This window comes from Microbacterium sp. GXS0129 (assembly GCF_044769785.1).
Lineage (GTDB): Bacteria > Actinomycetota > Actinomycetes > Actinomycetales > Microbacteriaceae > Microbacterium > Microbacterium nymphoidis.
This window is the reverse complement of the sequence record NZ_JBIZVZ010000005.1, coordinates 166,425-191,417: the sequence shown is the minus strand read 5'-3', so window position 1 is coordinate 191,417 and position 24,993 is coordinate 166,425. Positions and strand designations below refer to the sequence as shown.

Below are 24,993 nucleotides of genomic sequence, written 5' to 3'. Positions count from 1 at the left end.
ACACAGCTCAGGACTGGGCGAGCAGCAACAGGGTGTCCACCACCCGGTTGGAGAAGCCCCACTCGTTGTCGTACCAGGCGACGACCTTGACGTGCTTGCCGTCCACGCGCGTGAGAGCCGAGTCGAAGATCGACGATGCCGGCTGCCCGGTGATGTCGCTGGACACCAGCGGATCCTCCGAGTACTCCAGAATGCCCGCCAGCGGACCCTCAGCCGCGGCTCGATAGGCGGCAAGGACCTCGTCGCGAGTGACTTCGCGCGCGACGGTGGTGTTCAGCTCGACGATCGAGCCGACCGGAACCGGCACACGGATCGAGTCGCCCGACAGCTTGCCGTCGAGACCCGGCAGCACCAGCCCGATGGCCTTAGCCGCACCCGTGGTGGTCGGCACGATGTTCACCCCGGCGGCGCGAGCGCGGCGCGGATCGCGATGCGGACCGTCCTGGAGGTTCTGCTCCTGGGTATAGGCGTGCACGGTCGTCATGAAGCCGTGCTCGATCCCGGCGAGGTCGTCGAGGACCTTCGCGAGCGGGGCGAGAGCGTTGGTCGTGCACGAGGCGTTGGAGACGATCGTGTGCGCCGCCGGATCGTACTGCTCGGTGTTGACGCCATAGGCGAGGGTCACGTCGGCCCCATCGGAGGGGGCGCTCACGAGCACGCGCTTCGCGCCGGCACGCAGATGGGCCCGGGCGGCTTCCGCTGACGTGAATCGTCCGGTCGCCTCCAGGACCACTTCCACGCCGAGTTCAGCCCAGGGCAGGTTCTCGGGCTCGCGCTCGGCGAGAACCCGGATGCGGCGACCGTCGACGACCAGGCTGTCACCCTCCACGTCGACCGGCCGGCCGAGACGGCCGAGCGAGCTGTCGAAGCGCAGCAACTGAGCGAGGGCATCGGGCGCGGTCAGGTCATTGACGGCGACGACGTCGAGGTCGGTGTCGCGCTCCAGAAGTGCGCGCAGGGTGTTTCGTCCGATACGTCCGAAGCCGTTGATGGCGATACGGGTCATGGCTGTCCTCTCGTTTCCTGTGCCGCCTTCCATGCTCGGGACAGTCGACGGACCGGGACAGTGGCTTGCAGGACAGCATGCGCAAGTATCACGCCACGCTTCCTGCCACGGGGCGCGAGGATTCCGCCACCGGGTCGGCCTAGGCCGAGAACGTGTGCCGGTACTCCGTCGGAGATGTGCCGAGGATCCGCTGGAAATGCAGCCGCAGGTTCGCGCCCGTGCCCAGGCCCACCCGGTGAGCGATCTGCTCAACGCCGAGATCGGAGCGTTCGAGCAGTTCCCGCGCGAGATCCACGCGTGCCCGCAGGACCCACTGCATCGGGGTGTAGCCGGTGTCCTCGACGAACCGGCGGGAGAAAGTGCGCTCTGAGACGTTCGCGTTGCGCGCCAGATCAGCGAGCGTCAGCGAGCCGTCGAGCCGTCCCAGAGCCCACGCGCGGGTCTCCGCGAAGAGATCGCCGAGCGGCTCCGGCACGCTCCGCGGGACATACTGTGCCTGTCCTCCGCTCCGGTAGGGCGCAGCCACGAGGCGCCGCGCCACCCGGTTCGAGAGCGCCACACCGTGATCACGCCGGACGAGGTGCAGGCAGAGGTCGATGCCCGAGGCGGCCCCCGCGGACGTCAGCACGTCGCCCTCGTCGATGAAGAGCACGTTCTCATCGACCCGGATCAGCGGGTGCCGTTGTGCCAGAGCGCGCGTGTAGTGCCAGTGCGTGGTCGCACGACGTCCGTCGAGCAGGCCCGTGGCCGCAAGCGCGAAGGCTCCGGTCGAGATGGCGGCCAGCCGAGCGCCGCGGGCGTGGGCGGCGCGCAGAGCAGCGACCACCGCGGCCGGCGGCTCCGTATTCGCCGGTTCGCGGTACCCGGGCACGAACACGGTGTCCGCCTGCTCCAGCGCCTCGAGCCCTTCGGCCACGTGATACGAAAGGCCGTCTCCGCCGGTGACGAGACCGGGCTCGGCTCCGCACACCCGCACCTCGTACGGCATGCTCGCCCGATGCGCGAACACCTGCGAGGGGATTCCGACATCCAGCGGCTTCGCGCCCTCGAGGACGAGGACCGCGACACGGTGGTTCTCGGCAGTCGCCCCGGTTTCTGTGCGCACAGCGGCCGGGGCTGCAGCGGACGGATCGCCGCCCGGGGTGCGCTCACCGGAATCACCCGTGGTGAGGACCACATCGAGGTCTGTCATACGCCCATCTTCATGGACGTCCCGCCCGGCTGGACGCCCGTGCGAAGAACGGCGATTCCCCTCCAGCCCAGCAGCGCCCGTCGTCTCGATCTCCTCGGGCCGCCGTCCGGTGCCGGGGTCACGCGGCGTTCGTCGCTGCCTGCGAGCGTGTGCGGCGCACCCAGAGCGCGGAGTGCCCGAAGAACAGCACGGCACCGGATGCGAAAGCGGTCACGATCAGGGTGTTCGTGTGCGCGTCGCGGGCCCGCCCGCACGCGAGGTCCACCCGGAGGGATTCGATGTCGTTCTTGATGATCTGCTGGTTCAGGAACTGCATGGCGGGGCCCGTTCCGTCAGCGAGCTCCTGGCCGCGGCTCACCGTGGGCGAGTCCCATCGCGACGGGCCGGCGTTGGCGCACCGGATCGTCGTGCTCTCCCCTGCCGTGGCCGACGCGACCTCGACCACCGGGGTGTGAAACCAGGCGAACATCACTGTCGCCAGGGCCGCGACGACCAGAACGAGATAGAGAGGGCGCGTCCAGCGCCGGGGAGTGACGGGAATCGGTCGAGGCTCGCTCATGGCTCTCTCATTTCTCCCGGGTTTCGGCGGGGCCTCCCCGGGATCGCACAGTCCATGCGGCGAGTGCCGCGTCGACCGACACCGCGCCGCCCCTTTCGTCCCGCAGTCTCTCATGACAGGAACCGCGCGCCCCAGGCCGGGACCGGGAAGGCCGATCCCGTCGAGAGGGCCGACCCGGCGCCGTGGAGCAGTCCTTCATCAGATGAAGGCTATGATGGCGCAGGAACTCAACCGGAGGAATGCCATGAGAGAAGACCACGAGTCACCTCGCGGGGGCACCGCGCCCGAGACGGGCGAGCAGGCTCCGCGAGAGCGCAAGCCGGATCCGGCCTCACACGCTCATTTCGATCCCGGAGCCCGGGTGGCGAGCGCCACCCCCGCCACCGCCGACGGACCGGAGCACACGACCCAGCCGTTCGCCTACGACGGGATCTTGCTCTCGGGCTTCGGCGGACCGGAGGGTCAGGACGATGTCCTCCCGTTCCTGCGCAACGTCACGCGTGGCCGCGGCATCCCCGACGAGCGTCTCGAAGAGGTCGCGCACCACTATCGTCACTTCGACGGCGTGAGCCCCATCAACGATCAGAACCGACGGCTGCTGGAGGCGCTCCGCAATGCGCTGCAGGCAGCGGGGGTCGATCTGCCTGTCTACTGGGGCAACCGGAACTGGGCGCCGTACCTGGACGAGGCGCTGACGGCGGCCGCCGCTGACGGCGTCCGGAACCTGCTGGCGATTCCCACGAGCGCGTACTCGTCGTACTCGTCCTGCCGGCAGTACCGGGAGGACTGGGCGGACGCGCTGGAGGCATCCGGACTTCAGGAGGACATGCGAATCGACAAGGTCCGGCAGTTCTTCTCCCACCCCGGATTCCTCGAACCGTTCGTCGAAGGACTCGCCTCCGCGCTGCGCGAGGCCGCTGCCGCCGGCAACAGCCGGGACCAGATCGAGGTCCTCTTCGCCACGCACAGCATCCCCACCCTGGATGCGGAGCTCTCCGGAGCGTCGCTGTTCCCGGACTCCCCCGGTGGCGGATACGCCGCCCAGCACCTCGCCGCCGCGCGGGAGATCGTCGCACGGGTGGAGCCGGACATCTCCTGGCAGCTCGTCTACCAGTCGCGCTCCGGTCCCGCATCCCAGCCGTGGCTCGAGCCCGACATCAACGACGCGATCGAGGCGCTCACCGACCGCACCGCCGTGATCATCGTCCCGCTCGGCTTCGTCAGCGACCACATGGAGGTCATGTGGGACCTCGATGAGGAAGCGACGGAGACGGCGGAGAACCGCGGACTCTGGGTGACCCGCACTCCCACCCCCGGCGTGCACCCCGCCTTCGTGGGCGCGCTCGTCGACCTCGTGCAGGAGCGCCTCGAAGGACGCCCCGTCGAGCAGCGGAAGAACACCACGACGATCGGTCCCTGGTTCGACGTGTGCCGGCCCGGGTGCTGCGAGAACCGGCGACTCGGCTTCAAGCCCGCCGTCGCGGGCCTCGTCCCCTGAGTCATACCCCTTCGGCGGGGAGCTGCGTCTCCGCCGAAGGGGTGCCTGCCCAGCGTCCGCCGAGCGCAGCACGGGCTAGCATCGCCAAATGAAGCTGGATCTCCTGGAAGTCGTCGCCCTTCTGACGGACTACCGGTCGGTACGCGTCGTCGACTGCACCGCGGATGTCATCCTCGGCGATGTGCGATCCGTCTACCGATTGCATGCGGAGCCGTGGATCGACTCCTATGAGGTCGTGGGCGCCGAGGGGCAGGTCGTCGCCGCCTACATCGCCTCTCTCGGGGCCGTCACCGACGGCGAGGAGACACTCCGGTACGACCCGCGGATGATCGTCTGGCGCGCACTCGCCGCGCGCCTGGCCTTCCCACTAGAACTGCCGATCTGGGGCCGATCGATCGACAGTCATCGGATGAGTGCGGTGGATGTCCGAGACGACGGAACCGCCCGGGTCACACTGGCACCGAACCGCGACCGGGCCGGCGCCGGTCACATCGACATCGACCTCGACAGACGACTCGTGACGGACTTCAGCATCCCCAGCCTGCGGATCAGCTATCGAGATTTCGCGCTCGGTCGTGGCCGCCTCTTCCTCGGGTGGGACCGCAGCGCGCCGGCGGCGGGATGACCGGCGCGGGGACACTGCGCGAGATGGGCAAGCCCCGTGATCTGCATTCCCCTGCCCCCGTCGAATCCGGCAACTAGCGCGCGAGTGCGGAGTCGATCAGCGTCTCGGCTGCGGCCCGTGCCTCCGTCGCCACGCGAGGGTCCGACGATATCGCCGCTGTGGTCTGAGCACCTTCGGCGAGGATGGAGAGCTGCGAGGCGAGCGCAGCAGACGCTCCGGCCTCTGCCGCGAGCGCTGCCATCTGCTCTTGAAACGACGCCTTGTGCTCTCGCACGATCTGCGCGATCTCGGGATGGGTGCCACCGAGCTCTCCGAACGCATTGATGAAGGCGCAGCCGCGGAAGTCATCGGCACAGAACCAGTCCTCCAGGTGACGGTAGACGGCGAGCATGCGAGCCCGCGGTTCCTCCCCCGCCGCGCTCACCGCCGCGGCCAGCCCGGACTCCCACTCCTCGTGCTTGCGCTGCAGCACAGCCGCGATGATGTCCGTCTTGGACGGGAAGAGTGCGTACAGGCGCCGGAGCGACACGCCGGCGGCGGTGCGCAGCTCGTCCATTCCCACGGCCGCGTATCCCTTGCGGTAGTAGAGGTCCTCCGCCGCAGCGAGGATTTTCTCCCGCGCTTCCGATTCGGTCATGCGCTCAGTCTACTTGACAAGAGAACGGTCGTTCTCATATGGTCGACGCATCAGGTGAGAACGACCGTTCTCGCTCGTGATTGAGAGGAACAAGATCATGGGATTCATCACCGTCGGCACCGAGAACACCACCCCGATCGAGCTCTACTACGAGGACCAGGGCGAGGGGCAGCCAGTCGTCCTGATCCACGGCTACCCGCTGAACGGGCACAGCTGGGAGCGCCAGACCCGCGAGCTGCTGAGCCAGGGCTACCGCGTCATCACTTACGACCGCCGCGGCTTCGGTCAGTCCTCGAAGGTGGGCACGGGTTACGACTACGACACGTTCGCCGCAGACCTCAACACCGTGCTCGAAACCCTCGACCTGCGCGACGTGGTTCTGGTCGGCTTCTCGATGGGGACGGGCGAGCTCGCCCGCTACGTCGGCACCTACGGACACGACCGGGTGGCGAAGCTGGCCTTCCTCGCATCGCTCGAGCCGTTCCTCGTGCAGCGCGACGACAACCCCGAGGGCGTCCCGCAGGAGGTCTTCGACGGCATCGCCGCAGCCGCCAAGAGCGATCGCTGCTCCTGGTACACGCAGTTCTATCAGGACTTCTACAACCTCGATGAGAACCTGGGCACCCGCATCAGCCAGCAGGTCGTCGACGCCAACTGGAACCTCTCGGTGACCAGCGCACCCGTCGCCGCGTACGCGGTCGTCCCGTCCTGGATCGAGGACTTCCGGGGCGACGTCGAGGCCGTCCGCGCATCGGGCAAGCCGACCCTGATCCTGCACGGCACCAAGGACAACATCCTCCCGATCGACGCCACCGCGCGCCGCTTCCACCAGGCGGTGCCGGAGGCGGAGTACGTCGAGGTCGACGGCGCCCCGCACGGACTGCTGTGGACGCACGCCGACGAGGTGAACGCCGCGCTGACGAGCTTCCTCTCGAAGGACGAGATCAGCTCCTGACACAGCAGGTCGGCCCCCGGCGCAGATTCCGATAGCCGAGCGCCACCTGAGCACACCTGCTCACGTGGCGGCTCTGGCCTCGTGCCCCCCCGGGGGCACGAGGCCAGTTCGCCAATCTGCGCGCACCGGACCCGATCCGCGGCCCATCCCGGTTCGTCCGGCAACGGACTCGCAGGGCTTCACTTGTGGTTTGCATCGAAGTTCTTCAATATAGACGTATGTCAATACAAGGAGGCGGCCCGGCAGAGGTTGAGGGGTCGGCAGTATGCGGAGATACGACGGCGCGGCGGCACCTATCGACGCTCGACCGCTGGCTCCCGCTGTGGATCGCGCTCGCCATGCTTGCGGGGCTCCTGCTCGGACGATTCGTCCCTGGCGTCTCCGAGGTGCTCGCCCGCCTTGAGATCGGTGGAATCTCGGCCCCCATCGCACTGGGGCTCCTCGTGATGATGTACCCCGTGCTCGCGAAGGTCCGATACGACAGGGTGGCCGCCGTCACCGGCGACAAGAAGCTGCTCGTCTCATCCCTTGTCCTGAACTGGCTCGTCGGCCCCGCGTTGATGTTCGCACTCGCGTGGATCTTCCTCCCTGAGCTCCCGGAGTACCGGACGGGACTCATCATCGTGGGACTCGCTCGGTGCATCGCGATGGTGGTCATCTGGAACGACCTCGCCTGCGGGGACCGCGAAGCAGCGGCCGTGCTCGTGGCCATCAACTCCGTGTTCCAGGTCTTCGCATTCTCGCTCCTGGGCTGGTTCTACCTCACCGTGCTCCCCGGCTGGCTCGGACTCGGCAGTCAGGGCCTGAACGTCTCGGTCTGGCAGATCGCCCTCAACGTGCTGGTCTTTCTCGGTGTCCCGCTCGTCGCGGGCTTCGCGTCGCGCCTCATCGGCGAGAGGGCGAAGGGCAGGGAATGGTACGAGGAGAAGTTCCTGCCACAGATCGGACCGTGGGCACTCTGTGGACTGCTGTTCACCATCACCCTGCTGTTCGCGCTACAGGGGCACCAGGTGACCTCCCGTCCGTGGGATGTCGCACGCGTAGCTCTTCCCCTGCTGGCATACTTCGCGATCATGTGGTCCCTCGGTATCGGCGTCGGAAGGGCTGTGGGGCTGGGCTACGCTCGATCCTCGACACTCGCCTTCACCGCCGCCGGGAACAATTTCGAACTCGCCATCGCCGTCGCGATCGCGACGTTCGGGGCCACATCGGGCCAGGCTCTCGCCGGCGTCGTCGGTCCGCTGATCGAAGTACCGGTTCTTGTCGGCCTCGTTTACGTCTCCCTGTGGGCAGCCCGTCATTGGTTCCGAACCGATCCGTTCGCTTCCGCGACCAGCGCCCGGGCGACGTCGGAGATTCTCGCGTGACCGAAGGATGCACTCCCACCACGATGCACGCCATGGGTGAACCGGCCGCCGGTGCTCTGGCGGCAATTCTGAAAGCGCTCGCCGATCCGCTGCGCGTGCGCATGCTCTCGGCGATCTCGACAGACTCCCGCGGCGAGGCGTGCGTCTGCGATCTCGAAGCCCTCGCTGACGTCTCACAGCCCACCATCTCGCACCATCTGAAGGTCATGCGTGACGCTGGAGTGCTCGAATCCGAGCGGCGCGGCACGTGGGTGTACTACCGGATCACGCCCAGCTTGCGGCCAGCGGTGACAATGCTGCTGGATTCCTTTGCGCCCACTGCCGTAGACGCCGACCAGCCCACCGATACCCGCCTTGCGGATGTCGATGCCCAGCTCACCCGCATCGCCGCGGATATGCATCACAACCACCCGGCACTCGATCCGCAGCTCGTTGTGTACGTGGTTCGCGAGTCTTACGCGGGCCTCGCCCGCCGCACCACCGTCTCGCGCCCACTCGTCCCGCTGACCGAGAAGTTCGCCCGCCAGCGCCTCGACGACCTCTCGCGCGACACGACGACGGACGCGCCGCACGTTCTGTTCGTCTGCGTCGCGAACGCCGGACGCTCACAGCTCGCCGCGGCGCTCCTCACCGAGCGCTCGGGTGGGCGCGTCATCGCCCGCTCCGCCGGATCAGCTCCGGCGGGACGCGTTCAGCCCCGGGTACGTGCGCTGATCGAGGAGATCGATCCCACATCCGACCCGTTCCCCAAACCCCTCACCGATGACGCGGTGCGGGCTGCCGATGTGGTCATCACAATGGGCTGCGGTGACGTCTGCCCCGTCATTCCCGGCGTCCGCTACGAGGATTGGCCCGTGGGCGACCCCGCGCTCGCCTCCCCCGCCGGCATCGAGGCCATCCGCGACGACATCGCTGCACGCGTCGAAACCCTCCTCACCACCCTCGGAAAGCGACCATCATGACCACAGTCCTGTTCGTCTGCGTGCACAACGCCGGCCGCTCCCAGATGGCCGCCGGATTCCTGCGCGAGCTCGCCCCCGGCATCCAGGTGCTCTCCGCGGGCTCCATCCCTGCCGATCAGATCAACCCCACGGCTGTCGACGCGATGGCCGAGGTCGGGATCGACATCGCCTCGCAGGCACCGAAGGTGCTCACCACCGAGGCCGTCCAGGAGTCGGACGTCGTCATCACGATGGGTTGCGGCGATGCCTGCCCGTTCTTTCCGGGCAAGCGCTACGAAGACTGGAAGCTCGACGACCCTGCGGGGCAGGGAATCGAGCCGGTGCGCGTGATCCGTGACGAGATCAGGGGACGCGTCGAGGAGCTGATTGCGAGCCTTCAGCCTCGGCCCTGACCAAAGCAAGTGAGAGGCCATGAGCAAGGTGCTCACGGCCTCTCTGTGGTTCATCGGGCTCCGATACCACCCAGCTGAATCAGCTGCGGCGCTGGGGCTGCGCAGCAGCTGCCGGCCGCTGGGGCATCCCCAAAATCACCCGCGCCACCGCACACGCCGGTCTCCGGGAGCACGAGCTCGCTCCGCATCGCGGCTTCGTGGTCGCCCGCAAGTTCGGCCACGACCGAACGCACCTGCTCGAAGCCGGTGAGCGCGAGGAACGTTGGGGCACGTCCGTAGCTCTTCGCACCGACGATGTAGAAGTCCTTCTCAGGTTGAACGAGCTCTCGGGCACCCGTGGCGCCGATGGAGCCGCAGGAGTGCAGGTTCGGGTCGATCTCCGCTGCGATGCCCGCCACAGCTTGGAGTACGTCGTCCGTGCTCGTTCGCACCTCAGAGAGGTAAGAGTAGTCGGGGCGGAAGCCAGTCAGAGCGAAGACAGCGTCCACGTCCTCCACGCGCGCTCCGTCCTCGGAGATGATGCCCCGACTCGTGAACTCCGCCACGCGGAAGCCGCGAATCAGCTCCACAGCACCGGATTCGACGGCACGCTGGGCGCTCTTACCGAGGGCTGCGCGTTCAGGCAATTCGTCGGCGGCACCTCCCCCAAATAGTCCTGACCCCGCCTTGCGGCGCAGCAGCCAGGTCACCTTCGTTGTCCTATCGCGGCGGGCGAGGGCCGCGAGGCGAATCACTGCGTGGGTCGCAGAGTGGCCCGCGCCGATGACAACGACGTGCTTACCGGCGAGCGCGGAGACATCATCCGGGATGTCGTGACGGATGTCCGCAGTGCGCTCACCGAGTGCCGGCGTCCCATCCGCTCCCGCCGGGTTCGGGGTACGCCACGTGCCACCCGCATCGATGACCGCACGAGCCAGGACGCGCGATTCAGTGCCGTTGGGTGCAACGGTGTGAATGACGAACGGCGTCCGCGCGCGAGCGGACGACACGGTGAGGTCGCGGCCCTGGCGAGCAACGCCCGTTACGCGCTGCCCAAATCGAACACGATCACCGAGCGCCGCAGCCAGCGGAGCGAGGTAGCCCGAGACCCACTCGCCCCCACGAGGGTAACCCTCCGTCGGCTCGACCCAGCCAGTTGAGACGAGAATCTCACGTGCCGCAGCGTCCACGAGCTCCGACCAGGCCGAGAGAAGGCGAACGTGCGACCACTCCGAAACGGCTGCTCCGGCCGCGTCCCCTGCTTCGAGAACGATGACCGGCATGCCCCGCTTCACGAGGTGCGCGGCGGCTGCGAGACCCTGGGGACCAGCTCCGATGACGACGACAGGTAGTTCAGACACAATGCTCCTCAAATTGACGAGTGTCGATATGACAAGCATTTCCTTCACATTGAAGAATGTCAATATGAGGGGTACGCTGAGTCCATGACCACCGTTGAGACAGGCACCTGCTGCGCGCCCGCGGCGGTCGCGATGAGCGACGACCAAGCTGAGCGCACCGCACGACTGTTCAAGGCTCTAGGCGACCCCGTCCGCATCAAGCTCCTCGGTCTCATCTCAGCATCGGAGGGACAGGAAGCGTGCATCTGCGACCTCACGGCGCCGGTCGGCCTCACGCAAGGCACGGTTTCGCACCACATGAAGATCCTCACCGAAGCGGGCTTCGTCTCACGCGAGCAGCGTGGCAAGTGGGCATACTTCTCCATCGGCGACAGTGGATTCACGGCCGCCCACGCAGCGCTCATCCGCTAGCCATTCACGCTATTTCTTGCCCCCAACCCGGCCCGCTGCGCCACAGACCTGGAACGGGCACGACAAGGCCCCGTGTTTCCTAAGAAACACGGGGCCACAGCACGGTAATACGCAAGAACCCCCGATCCACAGGATCGGGGGTGTCTGTGCGCGAGGGGGGAGTTGAACCCCCACGCCCTTTCGGGCACTGGCACCTGAAGCCAGCGCGTCTGCCTATTCCGCCACTCGCGCGCATCCGGATCGCTCCGGAAGCACCTGATGAGATTAGCACGGTTTGGACGGTGCTCATGACCATCGTGACCCGAATTCCCAGCCGGTCCCAGCCTCACCGTCTAGCATGGCCCAGTACGGCACGCCTGCCGTGACCTGGCCGGAGGAGAGACGTGGGACTACTGGACAGCTTCGAGAAGGGCTTGGAGCGCGCCGTCAACGGTGCGTTCGCGCGCACCTTCCGCAGCGGCATCCAGCCGGTCGAGATCGCCTCCGCGCTGCGGCGTGAGATGGACACGAACGCGGCCGTCGTGAGCCGGGATCGCATCCTCGCCCCCAACGCCTTCACGGTGCTGCTGTCGCCCGCCGACGAATCGAAGATGTCGAACTACGGCGGCACGCTCACCACCGAGCTGGAGCAGATCGTGCGCAAGCACGCGAAGCAGCAGGGGTACTCGTTCGCAGGCCCACTGTCGATCACCATCGTGGCCGACACGACCACCCCCACGGGTACGGTCAGTGTGGAATCCGAGTCGGCGCAGGCCGCCTCCGTCTCCTGGCGTGCGGTCGTGGACATCGACGGCCAGCGTCATGCGCTCACCAAGGCGCGCACGGTGATCGGGCGCGGGAGCGATGCGGACATCACCATCGCCGACCCCAACACGTCACGCAAGCACGTGGAGATCCTCTGGGACGGCACACGAGGCATGGTGCGCGACCTCGGATCCACCAACGGCTCCAAGCTCAACGGCGTGAAATTCTCCTCCAGCGCGCTGGAGCCCGATTCGACCATCACGATCGGCAAGACCCGCATCGTGTTCCGCGTCGTCGCGCAGCAGGCTCGTCCCGCGCGCTCTACAGCGCGTGATGACGCCACGCGCATCTTCGACGCGAGGGAGCTCAGCTGATGACCGACCTCACTCTCCTGCTGCTGCGCATCGGATTCCTGGTGCTGCTGTGGTTCTTCGTCTTCGGTGTGGTGTACTCGCTGCGCTCGGACCTCTTCGGCGTGAGGGCGCGCAAGCTCCCCGATGGCCCTGAAGGAGTCGACACTCCGCCGCGGCCGGCACAGGCCGTTGCGGCGCCCGTGGCTCCGTCCAACGATCGCACCGCCCCCGTCGAGCCGGTGCGCACGCCTCGGGCATCCGCCTCCGCCGCGACCGGGCCGGCCACCACATCGACCGTCTCGCGTATCGTCATCACCTCCGGACCGAAGGCCGGTCTGGAGATTCCGCTCGGAAACCAGCCGCTCACGATCGGGCGATCGCGTGAGTCCGGACTCGTGATCCGCGACGACTACACCTCCTCCCACCACGCTCGCCTCGTCCTCTGGGGCGATCAGTGGATGATCCAAGACCTCGATTCGACCAACGGAACGTGGCACGACGGCGATCGCGTCGCCTCGCCCGTCCCGATCCGCGTCGGCGCACCCGTCAAGGTGGGCGCGACGACGTTCGAATTGAGGAAGTAAGGGCGATGGTCTTCCAGGGCTCCGCCGTCGCGATCTCCCACACGGGGAAGGTCCGATCGAACAACCAGGACTCCGGCTACGCCGGATCCAATCTCTTCGTCGTGGCCGACGGCATGGGCGGTCACGCCGGTGGCGATGTGGCCTCGGCTCTCGCGATCAGCCGGCTGCAGGCGCTCGACACCGCCCACGCCAGCACCCGCGACGCCGAGAACGATCTGCGCGACGCCATCACCGAGGCCGCCGGCGACCTCATCGACATGACCCGGCGACGCCCGGAGCTCACCGGCATGGGCACCACGGTCGATGCGATCCTGATGGTCGACGACAACGCCGTCATCGCGCACATCGGCGACTCGCGCATCTACCTCTACCGCGAGGGCGTGCTGACCCAGATCACCACGGACCACACCTTCGTGCAGCGGCTCGTGGACTCCGGCCGCATCACCCCCGAGGAAGCGCGCTACCACCCGCGTCGTTCGGTGCTGATGCGCGTGCTCGGAGATCAGGACCCGCACCCCGAGATCGACACCTTCATCATGCAGACGCAGGAGGGCGATCGGTGGCTGCTGTGCTCCGACGGTCTCTCGGGCGTCGTGGATGAGATCCACATGCAGAAGGTCCTGGACCACGGCTACGCGCCGGGTCGCACGGCGGACCTGCTGCTGAAGCAGGCCCTCGACGGCGGGGCCCCGGACAACGTCACCATCGTCATCGCCGACGTCGGCGGCCCGCATCCGGCGTTCGCGACGGCAGGCACCATCGTCGGGTCCGCGGCCAACCCGATCGGCATCGAGATCCCGGCAGCGCGCACCGCCCGCCCCGGATGGCTGCACACCGCTCGCCAGGCCGCAAACGAGCCCACGCACTTCGAACCCGCAGCCGAGTTCCTCGAAGAGCTCATCGAAGAGGACCGCCGCCGCGCCAAGCGGCGCCGGATCGCCTGGTTCGCAGGGCTCGTGGTCGTGCTGATCGCCATCGCGGGTGCCCTGTTCGTGGCGTACGAGTGGACGCAGACCCGCTACTACGTGGGCGCTGATGACGACTCCGTGGTCATCTACCAGGGCATCCAGCAAGGCATCGGCCCGATCGCGTTGTCCCATACGTACGAGGACAGCAACATCCTGCTCGCCGAGCTCACCGAGTTCCAGCGCGCCAACGTCGAGAAGACGATCAGCGCACGCTCGCTCGCCGACGCCCAGGCCATCGTGGAACGCCTGCGCAAAGATGCGGGGGTGAACTGATGTCCGACGCGCTCACGCGAGACGCTCCCGCATCCGGCGACACCGCCGTCATCAAGGCGCTGCGCAAGATCCGCATGCCCAAGAAGCAGCGCAACCGGGAACTGGTGCTTCTGCTGTTCGCCCTGCTGATCAGCGCCGCCGCCGTCTACATCGTCCAGATGGCCACCAGCGGCACCCTCGACGCGGAGTACTTCGGCCTGCTCGGCGGCACCGCCCTGCTCGTGATCGTCCTGCACGTCGTCCTGCGGTGGCGCGCGCCCAACGCCGATCCCTTCGTGGTCCCCATCGCCACTCTGCTCACCGGTATCGGCATCGCGGAGATCTACCGCATCGACTTGCACTGGCTGAGCGTGGGCGAGATGAGCCCGGGCTGGGACCAGAACTCGATCAAGCAGATCGTCTGGCTGATCATCTCGCTGGTGGCGACACTCGCCGTGGTCCTGCTGCTTCGCAACTACCGCCTGCTGTACCGCTACACGTACATCTTCGGACTGGCGGGCATCCTCCTGCTGCTGCTGCCGTTCATTCCGTTCCTGAGCGCCGACGGGAACGCGCAGGTGTGGGTGTCGATCGCCGGCGTGTTCTCGTTCCAGCCGGGTGAGATCGCGAAGATCTGCCTGGCGATCTTCTTCGCCGGCTACCTGGTGCGCACCCGCGAGAGCCTGGTGTCGGTGGGCCATCGCTTCCTCGGCCTCACCTGGCCGCGCGCACGGGAGCTGGGCCCGCTGCTGGTGCTGTGGTTCGTCTCGATGGGCATCATCGTCATTCAGCGCGACCTCGGCACCGGTCTGCTGATGTTCGGCATGTTCGTCGCGATGCTCTACGTGGCCACCGGCAAGACCAGCTGGGTGGTGATCGGTCTGCTGCTCGCCGGCGGCGGCGCCTTCCTCGCCTCTCGGGTGCTCCCCTACGTCGGACACCGCTTCAACAACTGGCTGAACGCCTTCGACCAGGGCGTCATCGACCAGGAGAACGGCAGCTTCCAGCTGGTGCAGGGCATCTTCGGGCTGGGCCAGGGCGGCCTGGTGGGCACCGGTCTCGGCCAGGGCCGGCCGTATCTCACCCCGCTGGCGCAGAGCGACTACATCATCCCGAGCCTCGGTGAAGAACTCGGACTCGTCGGCCTGTTCGCTCTGCTCTGCCTCTACATGGTGTTCATCAGCCGCGGCCTGCGCATCGGCCTCACCGGCCAGGACGACTTCGGCAAGCTGCTGGCCACGGGCCTCGCGTTCACCCTGGCGCTGCAGGTGTTCATCATGGTGGGCGGCGTGACGCGCGTGATCCCGCTCACGGGTCTGACCACGCCCTTCCTGGCTTCGGGTGGTTCCTCGCTGGTGGCCAACTGGATCATCGTCGGCCTCCTGCTGCGGGTCTCCGACGCGGTACGCAGCCAGCCCCGGGTGGTGATCGGATGACCAAGGAAGTTCGTCGACTGGCGATTCTCATCCTCGCGATGTTCCTCACCCTGTTCTGCTCGGTGACCGTGATCCAGGGTGTGCAGAGCGACTCGCTCGCGGAGAACCCGAACAACAAGCGCGCGCAGTACGACAGCTACGAGGTGCAGCGTGGATCGATCATCGCCAGCGGTTCGGTGATCGCATCGTCCGTGCCGACGAGCGATCTCTACTCGTTCCAGCGCGTCTACACCGACGCCGCGATGTGGGCGCCGGTCACCGGCTATTACAACCCCGCCCTGGGGTCGTGGACCGGCATCGAAGCGGCGATGAACAGCGAACTCTCCGGCCGCGGCGGTTCGCAGTTCTTCGAGCGGCTCGACCAGCTGATCTCGGGTCAGGCGCCGCGCGGCTCCAGCGTGGCGCTCTCCCTGGACCCGGTGGTGCAGAAGGCTGCGTTCGAGGCGCTCGGCGACCAGCAGGGCGCCGTGGTCGCCATCGAGCCGAAGACCGGCCGCATCCTCGCGATGGTGAGCTCGCCCACGTTCGACACGAACAGTCTCGCCACGCACGACACCGACGCCGCCAATGCGGCGTACGACGCCCTAGACGCCGCCAACCCCGACCCGCTGATCAACCGCGCCATCGGCGGCGACATGAACCCTCCGGGCTCCACGTTCAAGCTGGTGGTGGCCGCGGCCGCCCTGGATTCGGGCAAGTACACCGCCTCATCCACGCTGCCCAACCCCGCGAGCTTCACGCTGCCGCAGACCAATCACCAGGTCATGAACGCGAGCGGCGGCACGTGTGGCCCCGGTGAAACCGTGACCATCGCCGACGCCCTGCGCCTCAGCTGCAACGTGCCGATGGCCGAACTGGCCATCGAGCTGGGCGATGACGCCCTGCGCCAGATGGCCGAGTCGTTCGGCTTCAACCACTCGTTCGAACTGCCCCTCAAGGCACCCGCCTCCGTGTTCCCGCAGAAGCTCGATGTGCCGCAGACCGGCATGGCGGGATTCGGCCAGAGCGACCTGCGCGCCACCCCGCTGCAGATGGCGCTCGTGGCCGCCGGAATCGCCAATGGCGGCGTGGTGATGACCCCCACCATGGTGGACGGGATCGTGGCGCCGGACCTGAGTGTGCATAATGCAACTGAACCCCAGCAGCTGTCTCAGCCCGTGACCTCGAAAGTGGCGGATGCGCTGAAGAGCATGATGGTCGCCGATGTCAGTAATGGCGTCGCGGGCGGTGCAAGAATAGACGGAGTCGACGTGGGCGGTAAGACCGGTACCGCCGAGAACGATTCCGACGAACCCTACACGCTCTGGTTCACGGGCTTCGCTCCGGCGGAGAACCCCGAAGTGGCCGTTGCGGTCGTCGTGGAGAACGGCGGCGGTCAGGGGCAGTCAGGATCGGGAGATGCCATCGCAGCTCCCATCGCGAAGCAGGTCATGGAGGCGGTGCTGAACAAATGAGGCCGACACAGGGCGTCACCTTCGGTGGACGGTATGAGCTGGTGTCCCGCATCGCCATCGGCGGCATGGGCGAGGTCTGGGAAGCGACCGATCACGTCATCGGGCGAACCGTCGCGATCAAGATCCTCAAGGACGAGTACATGGGGGACCCCGGGTTCCTCGAGCGGTTCCGCGCCGAGGCGCGCCACGCCGCCCTCGTGAACCACGAGGGCATCGCGAGCGTCTTCGACTACGGCGAGGAGAACGGCTCGGCCTTCCTCGTCATGGAGCTCGTTCCCGGCGAGGCCCTCTCCTCCATCCTGGAGCGCGATGGTGCGCTCAGCAGCGACAAGACGCTCGACTACGTGGCGCAGACGGCCGCAGCGCTCCAGGCAGCGCACGCCGCCGGGCTGGTGCACCGCGACATCAAGCCGGGAAACCTGCTGATCACCCCCGACGGCCGCGTCAAGATCACGGACTTCGGTATCGCCCGCATCGCCGATCAGGTGCCGCTCACGGCCACCGGACAGGTGATGGGAACGGTGCAGTACCTGTCGCCGGAGCAGGCGTCCGGTCATCCTGCATCCCCGGCCACGGACACGTACTCGCTGGGAATCGTGGCCTACGAATGCCTGGCCGGCAAGCGCCCCTTCACCGGCGAGTCGCAGGTCGCGATCGCCATGGCGCAGATCAACGACACCCCGCCGCCCCTGCCCGCAACCGTGGCGCAGCCGGTGCAGAACCTCGTGATGGCGATGATCGCGAAGAAGCCGGAGGATCGCCCCGCGTCCTCGGCCGCAGTGGCACGTGCCGCCACCGCTCTCCGACGCGGAGACATGGCAGCTGCAGTACAGGCCGTACCCGCCATCGCGACCGGAATGGGTGCGCTGGCCGGTGCTGAGGACGACGCGACCCAGCTGCTCTTCGGAGACACCGCCGCAGCCACCCGCATGCTGGACGCCACCGAGCAGCAGCCCGCGGCCACCGCGACGAAGGGCAAGCGCAGCCCGTGGACGTGGCCGCTGGTCGCGCTCATCGCGCTCCTGCTCATCGTGCTGGCCGGCACGCTGTTCGCTCTGCTGAACCCGAGCAGCAACGGCGCGGACAAGGTCACCACATCGGCGCCGCCGAGCTCGGCCGCGCCCTCCAAGACCCCCTCGTCGACGCCGACTCCCACGACGAAGCTGGTGCCGCTCGGGGACCTCAACCTCCTCAACCAGCCGTGCGACGCCGCGAAGGCCACGCTGGCCGCCCACAACCTCGTCGGCGAGTGCGTGGACGGCACCACGCCCGCGCCGAGCGCCGACCTGGTCGGCGCGGTGGCCTCCATGGCGCCCGCCGGCGGCAACGTCGAGGAGGGTTCCACCGTGACGCTCACGCTCTACGGTGCGCAGTCGGAGCTGGTGGCACCGGCAGCGGCGACGTTCGCCGTCAACGGCAACGCGGTGCAGCAGGCGGAGGCGGGCTCCACCGTGGAGCTCACCTGGCCCGCCTACCAGGCATGCCCGGCGGACGAGGCACTCACCGGCTACACGATCACACTGACGAACGCGGTGTTCCAGGACGACCAGTCCACCTCCAAGCAGGTCTCCAGCCCCGAGCGCCTGCTCGTGGTGATCGGCGACATGGCTCCGCAGGCCGCCATCGCCAGCTACACGGTGACGTGCGGTGAACGACCGAGCCCGGCGTCTGCCGAAGTGAAGGTCCAGATCACTCCGGCACCGGAGCCCGAGCCGACGCCGACCGGCCCCACCGCGACACCCACCGCTGGTGCAGGGGGCGACACGTCGGGCAACGGCGGCAGCAGCCAGTAAGCTTGTCCCACACAGATATGGGGGGCGTAGTCCGTGTCGGAACCGTCACGTGTCCTGTCGGGACGATACCGCGTCGATGACGTCATCGGCACCGGTGGCATGGCCACCGTGTACCGCGGGTACGACCTCAAGCTCGGACGCACCGTCGCCGTCAAGATCCTGAACAAGGACCTGGCACGCGACAGCACCTTCCGCACCCGCTTCCGGATGGAAGCGCAGGCCGCCTCCCGCATGGCGAACCAGTCCATCGTCCGCGTCTTCGATGCGGGCGAGGACACGGAGAACGACGTCGCGGTCCCCTACATCATCATGGAGCTGGTGACGGGGCGCACCCTCAAGCAGCACGCCGCGGAGGGACGACTCACCACGTCGGACGCCCTGCGCTACGTCGACGGCATCCTGGAGGCGCTGGAGTACTCGCACCGAGCCGGGGTCATCCACCGAGACATCAAGCCCGGAAACGTGATGATCACCGAGGACGGCCGCGTCAAGGTGATGGACTTCGGGATCGCACGCGCGGTCTCCGACTCCTCGTCCACCGTCGCCGAGACCACGTCCATCATCGGCACGGCGGCCTACTTCTCGCCGGAGCAGGCGAAGGGCGAGCCGGTCGATGCCCGCACCGACCTCTACTCCACCGGCATCGTGCTGTACGAGCTGCTCACGGGGCGCCAGCCGTTCCGCGGCGACTCCCCCGTCGCCGTCGCCTATCAGCACGTCAGCGAGACACCCGTGCCCCCCTCCGAGGTGGATCAGGCCGTGCCCCGGGCGCTCGATGAGGTCGTGCTGCGCGCGCTCGCCAAGGACCCCTACAACCGCTACCCCGATGCGGCCACCTTCCGCGCTGCGCTGGCCGGTGCCGCCGACGGACGCACGCCGTCCAAGCGACACCTGGAGAACCTCACCAACGAGCTCTACGGCGCCAACCCGCGCGCCGCAGCCGAGACGGCACGATCACTGCGTCAGCTCTCCACCGACACCACGATGACCCGCACTCAGCAGGGTCCGCCCGTGGCGTGGATCTGGGCGGGCGTGGCGGTCGTCGCGGTTCTCGTCGTCTCCGTCGTGTTCTGGGCCGTGAGTTTCGGCAAGCCTTCTCCCACGGCGACTCCCACCGGCCTCACCGTCCCCAATGTGGTGACGATGGAGTTCGACCAGGCCACGCACGAACTCACCGAGAAGGGCCTGCGCTTCAAGAAGACCGAAGAAGCCAGCGAGGATGTGGCCGCGGGTTCGGTCATACGAACAGATCCCGCACCCGGAACTCCCATCGAGCCGGCGTCGTCGGTCACGCTGGTGGTGTCCACCGGTGCAGCCACCGTGGAGGTGCCGGCGCTGGTGGATCAGACGTCCGCGGCCCAGGCGCTACAGGCGGCGGGGCTGCAGCTCGGAGCCGTGAACGCGCAGAACGACCCCTCGCGTGCGAAGGGGACCGTCATTTCCTCGGAGCCGGCCGCGGGTGAGAAGGTGGCGCCCGGAACCACCGTGCGACTTCTCGTGGCCTCCGGCAAGGTGACCGTCGTCAACTACAAGGGCTGGTCGCTCGAGGCCGCCCGGGAGACGCTCGAGGGGCCCGAGTTCGAGCTCACCGTGAACGCCACGCCCGATCCCTCATGCACCGGCGGAACCGTTCAGTCGCAGGTGCAGATCGGCGACGTCGACATTCACTCCACCGTCGATCTGACCTACTGCGCGGGCTGACCGCGTCCTCGTGACGCCCTGCGAGAGAATGAGCGCATGCCCCGTCCGCCCTCCGCGTCCGTCAACCTGGAATCCGTTCCCGGCGCTGATCGATCGGTCATCGGGGACGGAGGACTGAACGCGCGGGCGGCGATGCAGGCGATGATCACGTGGGCGTCGTCGATGACCCGCCGCGAGGATCTGCTGCGGCGCAGCGACTTCCCGCTCGCCGACGACATGCTGGCGTTCCTGGTCATGAATCAGCTCGCCTATCGCGGCCTCGCCCGCCCCACCGAGCTCGCCGACGCCGTGCACACGGGACGATCCAACCTCAGCAAGGTGATCCGTCGTCTGGAAGAGGCCGGTCTCGTCGGTCGCATGCCGAACCCCGAGGACGGCCGCGAGACGATGATCGGGATGACCCTGCAGGGGCGGTCCGTGGCGAGCCGCATCGTCGCGGCCAGCGACGATGATCTCGGCGCCGCGGTCGCCCACTGGAGCGATGAGGATCTGACCCGGTTCGAGGAACTGCTCGTCCGTCTGGTGCGAGACCTGGACGATCAGATGGACGGCGGGGTGCGGCGTGTGGCAGGCGTCAGCTGGGAGCCTTCGGCAGCCCGATGGGATCCGAGCCGGTCCGCAGACAGCTCTGCCAGCTGACGCGCGATCTCGGCCTGGATCATCGGGCTGGCGTACTGGAACACCACTTCGGCCAGGGTCTGCCGTGCTGTCCAGCGCGTGCCCGCGTGCATCGCCGCCACCGATCCCGGGCCGTGCTGCTCCAGCAGCTGCTCGACCAGCCGCAGCGCTTCCGGATCGTCGATGACATCCGCGAGCGCGGTGTCCATTCCCACTGCGCCCGGCGATGATCCACCCTCCGCCGGGCACACCCAGCGATGGTTGCCGGCGCCGACGGAGAACTCACGCCCGTCGGGAAGACGCACCTGGGCCGTGACGCCCGCGGGAAGGGCGGCGTGGACCACGATCTGCGCGTCCTCTCGTCGCCATCCCGCCTCGATCCGGCCGAACGGACCCTCGTAGGACGCGGAGGCGTCGTCGACACCGGGCAGCGGGTGCGGTGCGATGCGGACGCTGCGATGACCCGGTCGGGTCAGGGCCAGGCCCGCGAGCTCGCGATGCATCCAGTCGGCCACCGCACCCAGCGCGTAGTGGTTGAAGCTGGTCATGTCGCCGGGGTTGATGGATCCGTCGGGAAGCATCGAGTCCCACCGTTCCCAGATGGTCGTGGCACCCATGGTGACCGGGTAGAGCCAGGATGGACAGGCCGTCTGCAGCAGCAGGCGCCCTGCCGCGGCATCGTGCCCGGTGGACGTGAGGGCATCGAGCACGATCGGCGTGCCCACGAACCCTGTCGCGATGCGATAGCCGTTCTCCCGCACGAGAGCGGCCAGCCGCCGTCCCGCGGGGTCACGCAGCGCCGAGGGGAGCAGATCGAACGTCAGCGCCAGCGCGTAGGCGGTCGGAGTGTCGGAGAGCAGACGCCCGGCCCCGGTCACGTACTCGCGCACGAATGCCTGCCGCACCTCGTCCGCGACGCCGCGATAGCGCTCCGCGTCCGTCGTGTGCCCGAGGATCTCTGCTGCTCGCGACAACAGACGCGTCGAGTGGGCGAGATAGGCCGTGGCTACAAGCCCGGTGGCGGTCATCGCCTGGCCCGGTCGGTCGGGCGGTGCCGTCGGGTCGAGCCAGTCCCCGAACTGGAAGTCCCCCTCCCACACCCGGCCAGCCCCCGCCCGTCGCAGGCAGAGCTCGACCCACGCCCGGGCACTCGGGTACTGACGTGTGAGCACATCGCGGTCGCCGAAGTGCCGTTCCAGCACGTCCGGCACGATGACGGCCGCGTCCCCCCATGCGGCCGCGGGCCGTGCCAGGCCGATCACATCGGGGATCACGAACGGGACCACGCCCTCGTCATCCTGTTCCAGAGCAAGATCGCGCAGCCAGGAGTCGAGGAATCCCCGGACGTCGTAGAGGAACGCGGCCGTGGGGGCGAAGACCTGGATGTCGCCGGTCCATCCGAGCCGTTCATCGCGCTGTGGGCAGTCTGTGGGCACGGACAGGAAATTCCCCCGCAGACTCCACACGACGTTCTCATGCAGCCGCTGAAGCAAGGGATGAGAGGTGTGGAACCAGCCGGTGCGTTCCAGGTCGCTGTGGATGACCACGGCGGTCACGTCGTCGGTGACGATCTCACCCGGCCAGCCGCTCACCTCGGCGTACCGGAAGCCGTGGAAGGTGAACTCCGGCTCCCACACTTCGACGCCCTCGCCGCTGAGCGTGTAGCGATCGGTGGCGGCGGCCCGGCGCAGCGGCCGGACGCCGAGCTCACCGTGCTCGAGCACCTCCGCGTGGCGCACCGTCACTGTCGTGCCCGCCGGGCCCGTCACGCGCAGCCGCACCCGCCCGACCAGGTTCTGCCCGAAATCGAGGATGGTCGCATCGCCCGCACCGGGCAGCAGCGCGACGGGTCGGCGTTCGTCCGTGCGGCGCACGGGAGGAGAGATCCGCGGCCCGGGGACGTGCTCCGCGGGATGGATCAGTGCCGGTGTCCACCCGCCATCGTCGTACCCCGGCTGGTCACAGGGGCGACCCGCTGCGTCCCGCAGGTGCATACGCGCGTCATAGCACTCACCGGCGTAGAGACCGCTGGTGCGCAGCGCGCCACGGGTAGTGCGCCAGGCACCGTCGGTCGAGATCCACCGATGTGCACCGTCTGCCGATTCCACGAGAAGCTGCATCGCCACGCGCGGCTGCTCGCCGTAGCGCGGCTGCGCGTTCTGGCGGAAGCCGAAGTGCTCCGTGGCCCAGGCGCCGGCCAGGCGGATCAGGATGCAGTTGTCCCCCTCACGGAGGAGGCCGGTGACGTCGGTGGTCTCGTGGACGGTGCGTGCGGAGTACGGGGTCCATCCGGGTGCGAGGACATGGTCGGTGACGTCGGCGCCGTTGACACTCACCTGGTGCACGCCCACGGAACTCGAATACAGGGTGGCGCGCACCACGTCGTGCGCCGTGAACTCGTGCCGGAGCAGTACCGGCTGCGCGTGGATCTCCGGTGTCCGCTGGCCGATCCAGTCAGCATGCCATTCGCCGTCCCCGAGAAATGCGGCAACGACCGGCACCGGTTCGCTCCAGTCGCTCGCCGACTCATCGTCGCCGAACACCCGGACACGCAGCGTGCCCTGCTGTCGGGGCGCGAGCGGAGCGAACGGCCACGTACGCCGAGGTCGCCCTCCACCCGGCAGCCGGACCCGCTCCACCGCGCCCGCGCTGCTCCACTCGACCTCTGCACCGGCCTGCCGCCATGACGGCGACGGCACGGTGATCCGCCAACCGATCCGCGGCTCGGCCACCGGTGTGGGATCGCCCCGACGGGGCGCTTCCACATCCACCCGGGTGACGACGGCGACGGCGGTCATCGGCTTTCCCCGGCCGTGACCGTCTCCGAGCGTCCGGGGTCCTCATCGGGGATCGGAGCGGGACGACGACGGCGGAAGGCCAGCCACGCGCAGCCGAGGCCCACGACGTTGAACACGGTGAGCAGCACGTACATCACCGCGACGCTCGTGTCGAGGATCAGCGGCGTGATCACCGCGAGCCCCGCAGCCGAGAACCGGCCGATCGCGATGATCGCGCCCTGTGCGGTGGAGCGCAGCAGCGTGGGGAACGCCTCCTGTGTCCACACCTTCATGATCCCCTCGAAGGCGAACGCACCCCCGACGGCCGCCAGCAGCGCACTCACGGCGTACGTGACGAGGTTGAGCCCCGCGACCACGACGAGCAGCTTCGACGCGATCATCAGGACCGCGCCCACCTGAAAGTACACAAAGCGACGCGGGCCGTCGGCGATCTTCATGAACCAGAGGTATCCCAGCACGGCGACCGGCACCATCGGCAGTGCGATCAGCGCGGCCTGTCCCACGGTGGCGCCACCATAGGTCACCACGATGTACGTGCCGAACTGTCCGCTGGTGTTCGCGACGAGGTTCGTGAACGCGTAGAAGGCGACGAGAGCGAGAAACGGCACCAGGAAGGGCGGACGGAGCAGGTCGCTGATGCGGGCGCGATCAGCACGCTCGCCGGACGTGCCGGCGCGCTTGCGGGTGCGAGCGGCCTGCCACGCGGCGGATTCCGGGATGGTCAGCCGTCCGACCAGGACGAGGGCGGCAACCACGCCGATGTGCGCGAACAGGACCTGGGCACCGGCACGCCCCCAGTCCCCGACCACGCTGGCGAGCACCGTGTTGACCACGATCCCGATGATCCACAACAGGTTGGAAAAGCCCAGCAGACGCCCGCGGTTCCGCTCCGTCGCCGCCTCAGCGATGGTCGAGAGCGAGACCGGCAGGTCTGCTCCGGTGCCGAGGCCGAGCAGCACGGCGCCGAGGACCACCATCTCGAACGACGGTGCCACGACGAGCGCTCCCACAGCCGTGAGGATCAGCACCATGGTGGCGGTGAAGACCGGACGACGCCCGAGCCGATCCCCCAGCCTGCCGCCGATCAACGCTCCGAAGGCGATCGACAGCGTGAGGGCTCCGGCCGCGACGCCCACCTGCCACTGGGTGAGGCCGAGGTCCTGCTGCAGGATGACGATCGAGGTGCTGAAGCCGGTGATGGCGGCGGAATCGATGTAGGACGCCATACCGGAGACGACGGCGACCCACCAGGGACGAGAGTGCAGGGGACGAGCGGACATGGCTTCTCCTTCGAAGCACGGGAAGGTATGCCGCCACACTAACGGATGATTGTCGTGTAGACAATCAT

The 24,993-nt window shown here is 68.0% G+C and carries 22 protein-coding genes and 1 tRNA gene; 15 read left to right on the top strand and 8 right to left on the bottom strand.

Translation table 11 applies throughout. The annotated features are described in order from the left end of the window. Positions 1-7: 7 nt before the first annotated feature. From gap to ACIQJ5_RS15235, 3 genes are all read right to left on the bottom strand, one after another. A complete protein-coding gene (gene gap, locus ACIQJ5_RS15245) occupies positions 8-1,006 on the bottom strand; it encodes a type I glyceraldehyde-3-phosphate dehydrogenase (RefSeq protein ID WP_402845105.1) in 999 nt (332 codons plus the stop codon). Positions 1,007-1,145: 139 nt separating this feature from the next. Beyond that, positions 1,146-2,198, bottom strand: coding sequence for a GlxA family transcriptional regulator (locus ACIQJ5_RS15240; protein ID WP_402845104.1), 1,053 nt, complete (start codon positions 2,196-2,198; stop codon positions 1,146-1,148). 118 nt (positions 2,199-2,316) lie between these two features. Further along, positions 2,317-2,757, bottom strand: coding sequence for a hypothetical protein (locus tag ACIQJ5_RS15235; RefSeq protein WP_402845102.1), 441 nt, complete (start codon positions 2,755-2,757; stop codon positions 2,317-2,319). 244 nt (positions 2,758-3,001) lie between these two features. Between ACIQJ5_RS15235 and ACIQJ5_RS15230 the strand changes: the two genes are divergently transcribed. After that, positions 3,002-4,255, top strand: coding sequence for a ferrochelatase (locus ACIQJ5_RS15230; RefSeq protein WP_402845100.1), 1,254 nt, complete (start codon positions 3,002-3,004; stop codon positions 4,253-4,255). Positions 4,256-4,343: 88 nt separating this feature from the next. Beyond that, positions 4,344-4,880, top strand: coding sequence for a hypothetical protein (locus tag ACIQJ5_RS15225; protein WP_231091216.1), 537 nt, complete (start codon positions 4,344-4,346; stop codon positions 4,878-4,880). A 73-nt stretch (positions 4,881-4,953) separates the two neighbouring features. On the opposite strand, the gene ACIQJ5_RS15220 is transcribed toward ACIQJ5_RS15225, so the two are convergent. After that, positions 4,954-5,517: a TetR/AcrR family transcriptional regulator gene (locus ACIQJ5_RS15220; RefSeq protein ID WP_231091217.1), complete on the bottom strand. Its 564-nt coding sequence runs from the start codon at positions 5,515-5,517 to the stop codon at positions 4,954-4,956. A gap of 97 nt (positions 5,518-5,614) precedes the next feature. Between ACIQJ5_RS15220 and ACIQJ5_RS15215 the strand changes: the two genes are divergently transcribed. From ACIQJ5_RS15215 to ACIQJ5_RS15200, 4 genes are all read left to right on the top strand, one after another. Next, complete coding sequence (locus ACIQJ5_RS15215; protein ID WP_402845098.1) at positions 5,615-6,472, top strand: alpha/beta fold hydrolase; 858 nt, start codon at positions 5,615-5,617, stop codon at positions 6,470-6,472. Positions 6,473-6,690: 218 nt separating this feature from the next. Further along, positions 6,691-7,839, top strand: a complete 1,149-nt coding sequence (gene arsB, locus ACIQJ5_RS15210) for an ACR3 family arsenite efflux transporter (protein WP_402845096.1) — start codon at positions 6,691-6,693, stop codon at positions 7,837-7,839. A 32-nt stretch (positions 7,840-7,871) separates the two neighbouring features. Further along, a complete protein-coding gene (locus ACIQJ5_RS15205; RefSeq protein WP_402845094.1) occupies positions 7,872-8,801 on the top strand; it encodes a metalloregulator ArsR/SmtB family transcription factor in 930 nt (309 codons plus the stop codon). Next, the gene (locus tag ACIQJ5_RS15200) at positions 8,798-9,193 is read left to right on the top strand and encodes an arsenate reductase ArsC (RefSeq protein WP_402845092.1); all 396 of its coding nucleotides are present in this window, start codon (positions 8,798-8,800) and stop codon (positions 9,191-9,193) included. The genes ACIQJ5_RS15205 and ACIQJ5_RS15200 overlap by 4 nt, the downstream gene beginning before the upstream one ends. A gap of 50 nt (positions 9,194-9,243) precedes the next feature. On the opposite strand, the gene ACIQJ5_RS15195 is transcribed toward ACIQJ5_RS15200, so the two are convergent. After that, positions 9,244-10,536 carry an NAD(P)-binding domain-containing protein gene (locus tag ACIQJ5_RS15195; protein WP_402845286.1) on the bottom strand — a complete coding sequence of 431 codons (1,293 nt, stop codon included), beginning with the start codon at positions 10,534-10,536 and terminating at the stop codon, positions 9,244-9,246. 81 nt (positions 10,537-10,617) lie between these two features. On the opposite strand from ACIQJ5_RS15195, the gene ACIQJ5_RS15190 reads away from it, so the two are divergent. Continuing rightward, positions 10,618-10,944, top strand: coding sequence for an ArsR/SmtB family transcription factor (locus ACIQJ5_RS15190; RefSeq protein WP_402845090.1), 327 nt, complete (start codon positions 10,618-10,620; stop codon positions 10,942-10,944). Between the two features lie 147 nt (positions 10,945-11,091). Here ACIQJ5_RS15190 and ACIQJ5_RS15185 read toward each other — a convergent pair. After that, positions 11,092-11,175, bottom strand: a tRNA-Leu gene (locus ACIQJ5_RS15185). A 152-nt stretch (positions 11,176-11,327) separates the two neighbouring features. On the opposite strand from ACIQJ5_RS15185, the gene ACIQJ5_RS15180 reads away from it, so the two are divergent. Genes ACIQJ5_RS15180 through ACIQJ5_RS15145 form a run of 8 tightly spaced genes read left to right on the top strand, consistent with a single transcriptional unit; the run spans position 11,328 to position 20,868 of the window. After that, positions 11,328-12,062: an FhaA domain-containing protein gene (locus tag ACIQJ5_RS15180; RefSeq protein WP_402845088.1), complete on the top strand. Its 735-nt coding sequence runs from the start codon at positions 11,328-11,330 to the stop codon at positions 12,060-12,062. After that, entirely contained in the window at positions 12,062-12,625 is a 564-nt protein-coding gene (locus tag ACIQJ5_RS15175) for an FHA domain-containing protein (RefSeq protein WP_231091282.1), read from the top strand. The genes ACIQJ5_RS15180 and ACIQJ5_RS15175 overlap by 1 nt, the downstream gene beginning before the upstream one ends. Positions 12,626-12,630: 5 nt before the next feature. Then, positions 12,631-13,866, top strand: a complete 1,236-nt coding sequence (locus ACIQJ5_RS15170; RefSeq protein ID WP_231091283.1) for a Stp1/IreP family PP2C-type Ser/Thr phosphatase — start codon at positions 12,631-12,633, stop codon at positions 13,864-13,866. Beyond that, on the top strand, positions 13,866-15,281 hold the full coding sequence (locus ACIQJ5_RS15165) for an FtsW/RodA/SpoVE family cell cycle protein (protein WP_231091284.1): 1,416 nt from the start codon (positions 13,866-13,868) through the stop codon (positions 15,279-15,281). Before ACIQJ5_RS15170 ends, ACIQJ5_RS15165 begins: the two co-directional genes overlap by 1 nt. Beyond that, positions 15,278-16,735, top strand: coding sequence for a peptidoglycan D,D-transpeptidase FtsI family protein (locus ACIQJ5_RS15160; RefSeq protein ID WP_402845085.1), 1,458 nt, complete (start codon positions 15,278-15,280; stop codon positions 16,733-16,735). The genes ACIQJ5_RS15165 and ACIQJ5_RS15160 overlap by 4 nt, the downstream gene beginning before the upstream one ends. Further along, a complete protein-coding gene (locus tag ACIQJ5_RS15155) occupies positions 16,732-18,528 on the top strand; it encodes a protein kinase domain-containing protein (protein ID WP_231091286.1) in 1,797 nt (598 codons plus the stop codon). Before ACIQJ5_RS15160 ends, ACIQJ5_RS15155 begins: the two co-directional genes overlap by 4 nt. 33 nt (positions 18,529-18,561) lie before the next feature. Next, positions 18,562-20,229 carry a Stk1 family PASTA domain-containing Ser/Thr kinase gene (pknB, locus tag ACIQJ5_RS15150; protein WP_308070730.1) on the top strand — a complete coding sequence of 556 codons (1,668 nt, stop codon included), beginning with the start codon at positions 18,562-18,564 and terminating at the stop codon, positions 20,227-20,229. Positions 20,230-20,265: 36 nt separating this feature from the next. After that, a complete protein-coding gene (locus tag ACIQJ5_RS15145; RefSeq protein WP_402845083.1) occupies positions 20,266-20,868 on the top strand; it encodes a MarR family winged helix-turn-helix transcriptional regulator in 603 nt (200 codons plus the stop codon). On the opposite strand, the gene ACIQJ5_RS15140 is transcribed toward ACIQJ5_RS15145, so the two are convergent. Both ACIQJ5_RS15140 and ACIQJ5_RS15135 read right to left on the bottom strand, forming a co-directional pair. Next, positions 20,769-23,645: a family 78 glycoside hydrolase catalytic domain gene (locus ACIQJ5_RS15140; RefSeq protein ID WP_402845081.1), complete on the bottom strand. Its 2,877-nt coding sequence runs from the start codon at positions 23,643-23,645 to the stop codon at positions 20,769-20,771. The genes ACIQJ5_RS15145 and ACIQJ5_RS15140 overlap by 100 nt on opposite strands. After that, positions 23,642-24,925 (bottom strand): MFS transporter, encoded by a 1,284-nt coding sequence (locus ACIQJ5_RS15135; RefSeq protein ID WP_402845079.1) that lies wholly within the window; start codon positions 24,923-24,925, stop codon positions 23,642-23,644. The genes ACIQJ5_RS15140 and ACIQJ5_RS15135 overlap by 4 nt, the downstream gene beginning before the upstream one ends. Positions 24,926-24,993 lie beyond the last annotated feature (68 nt).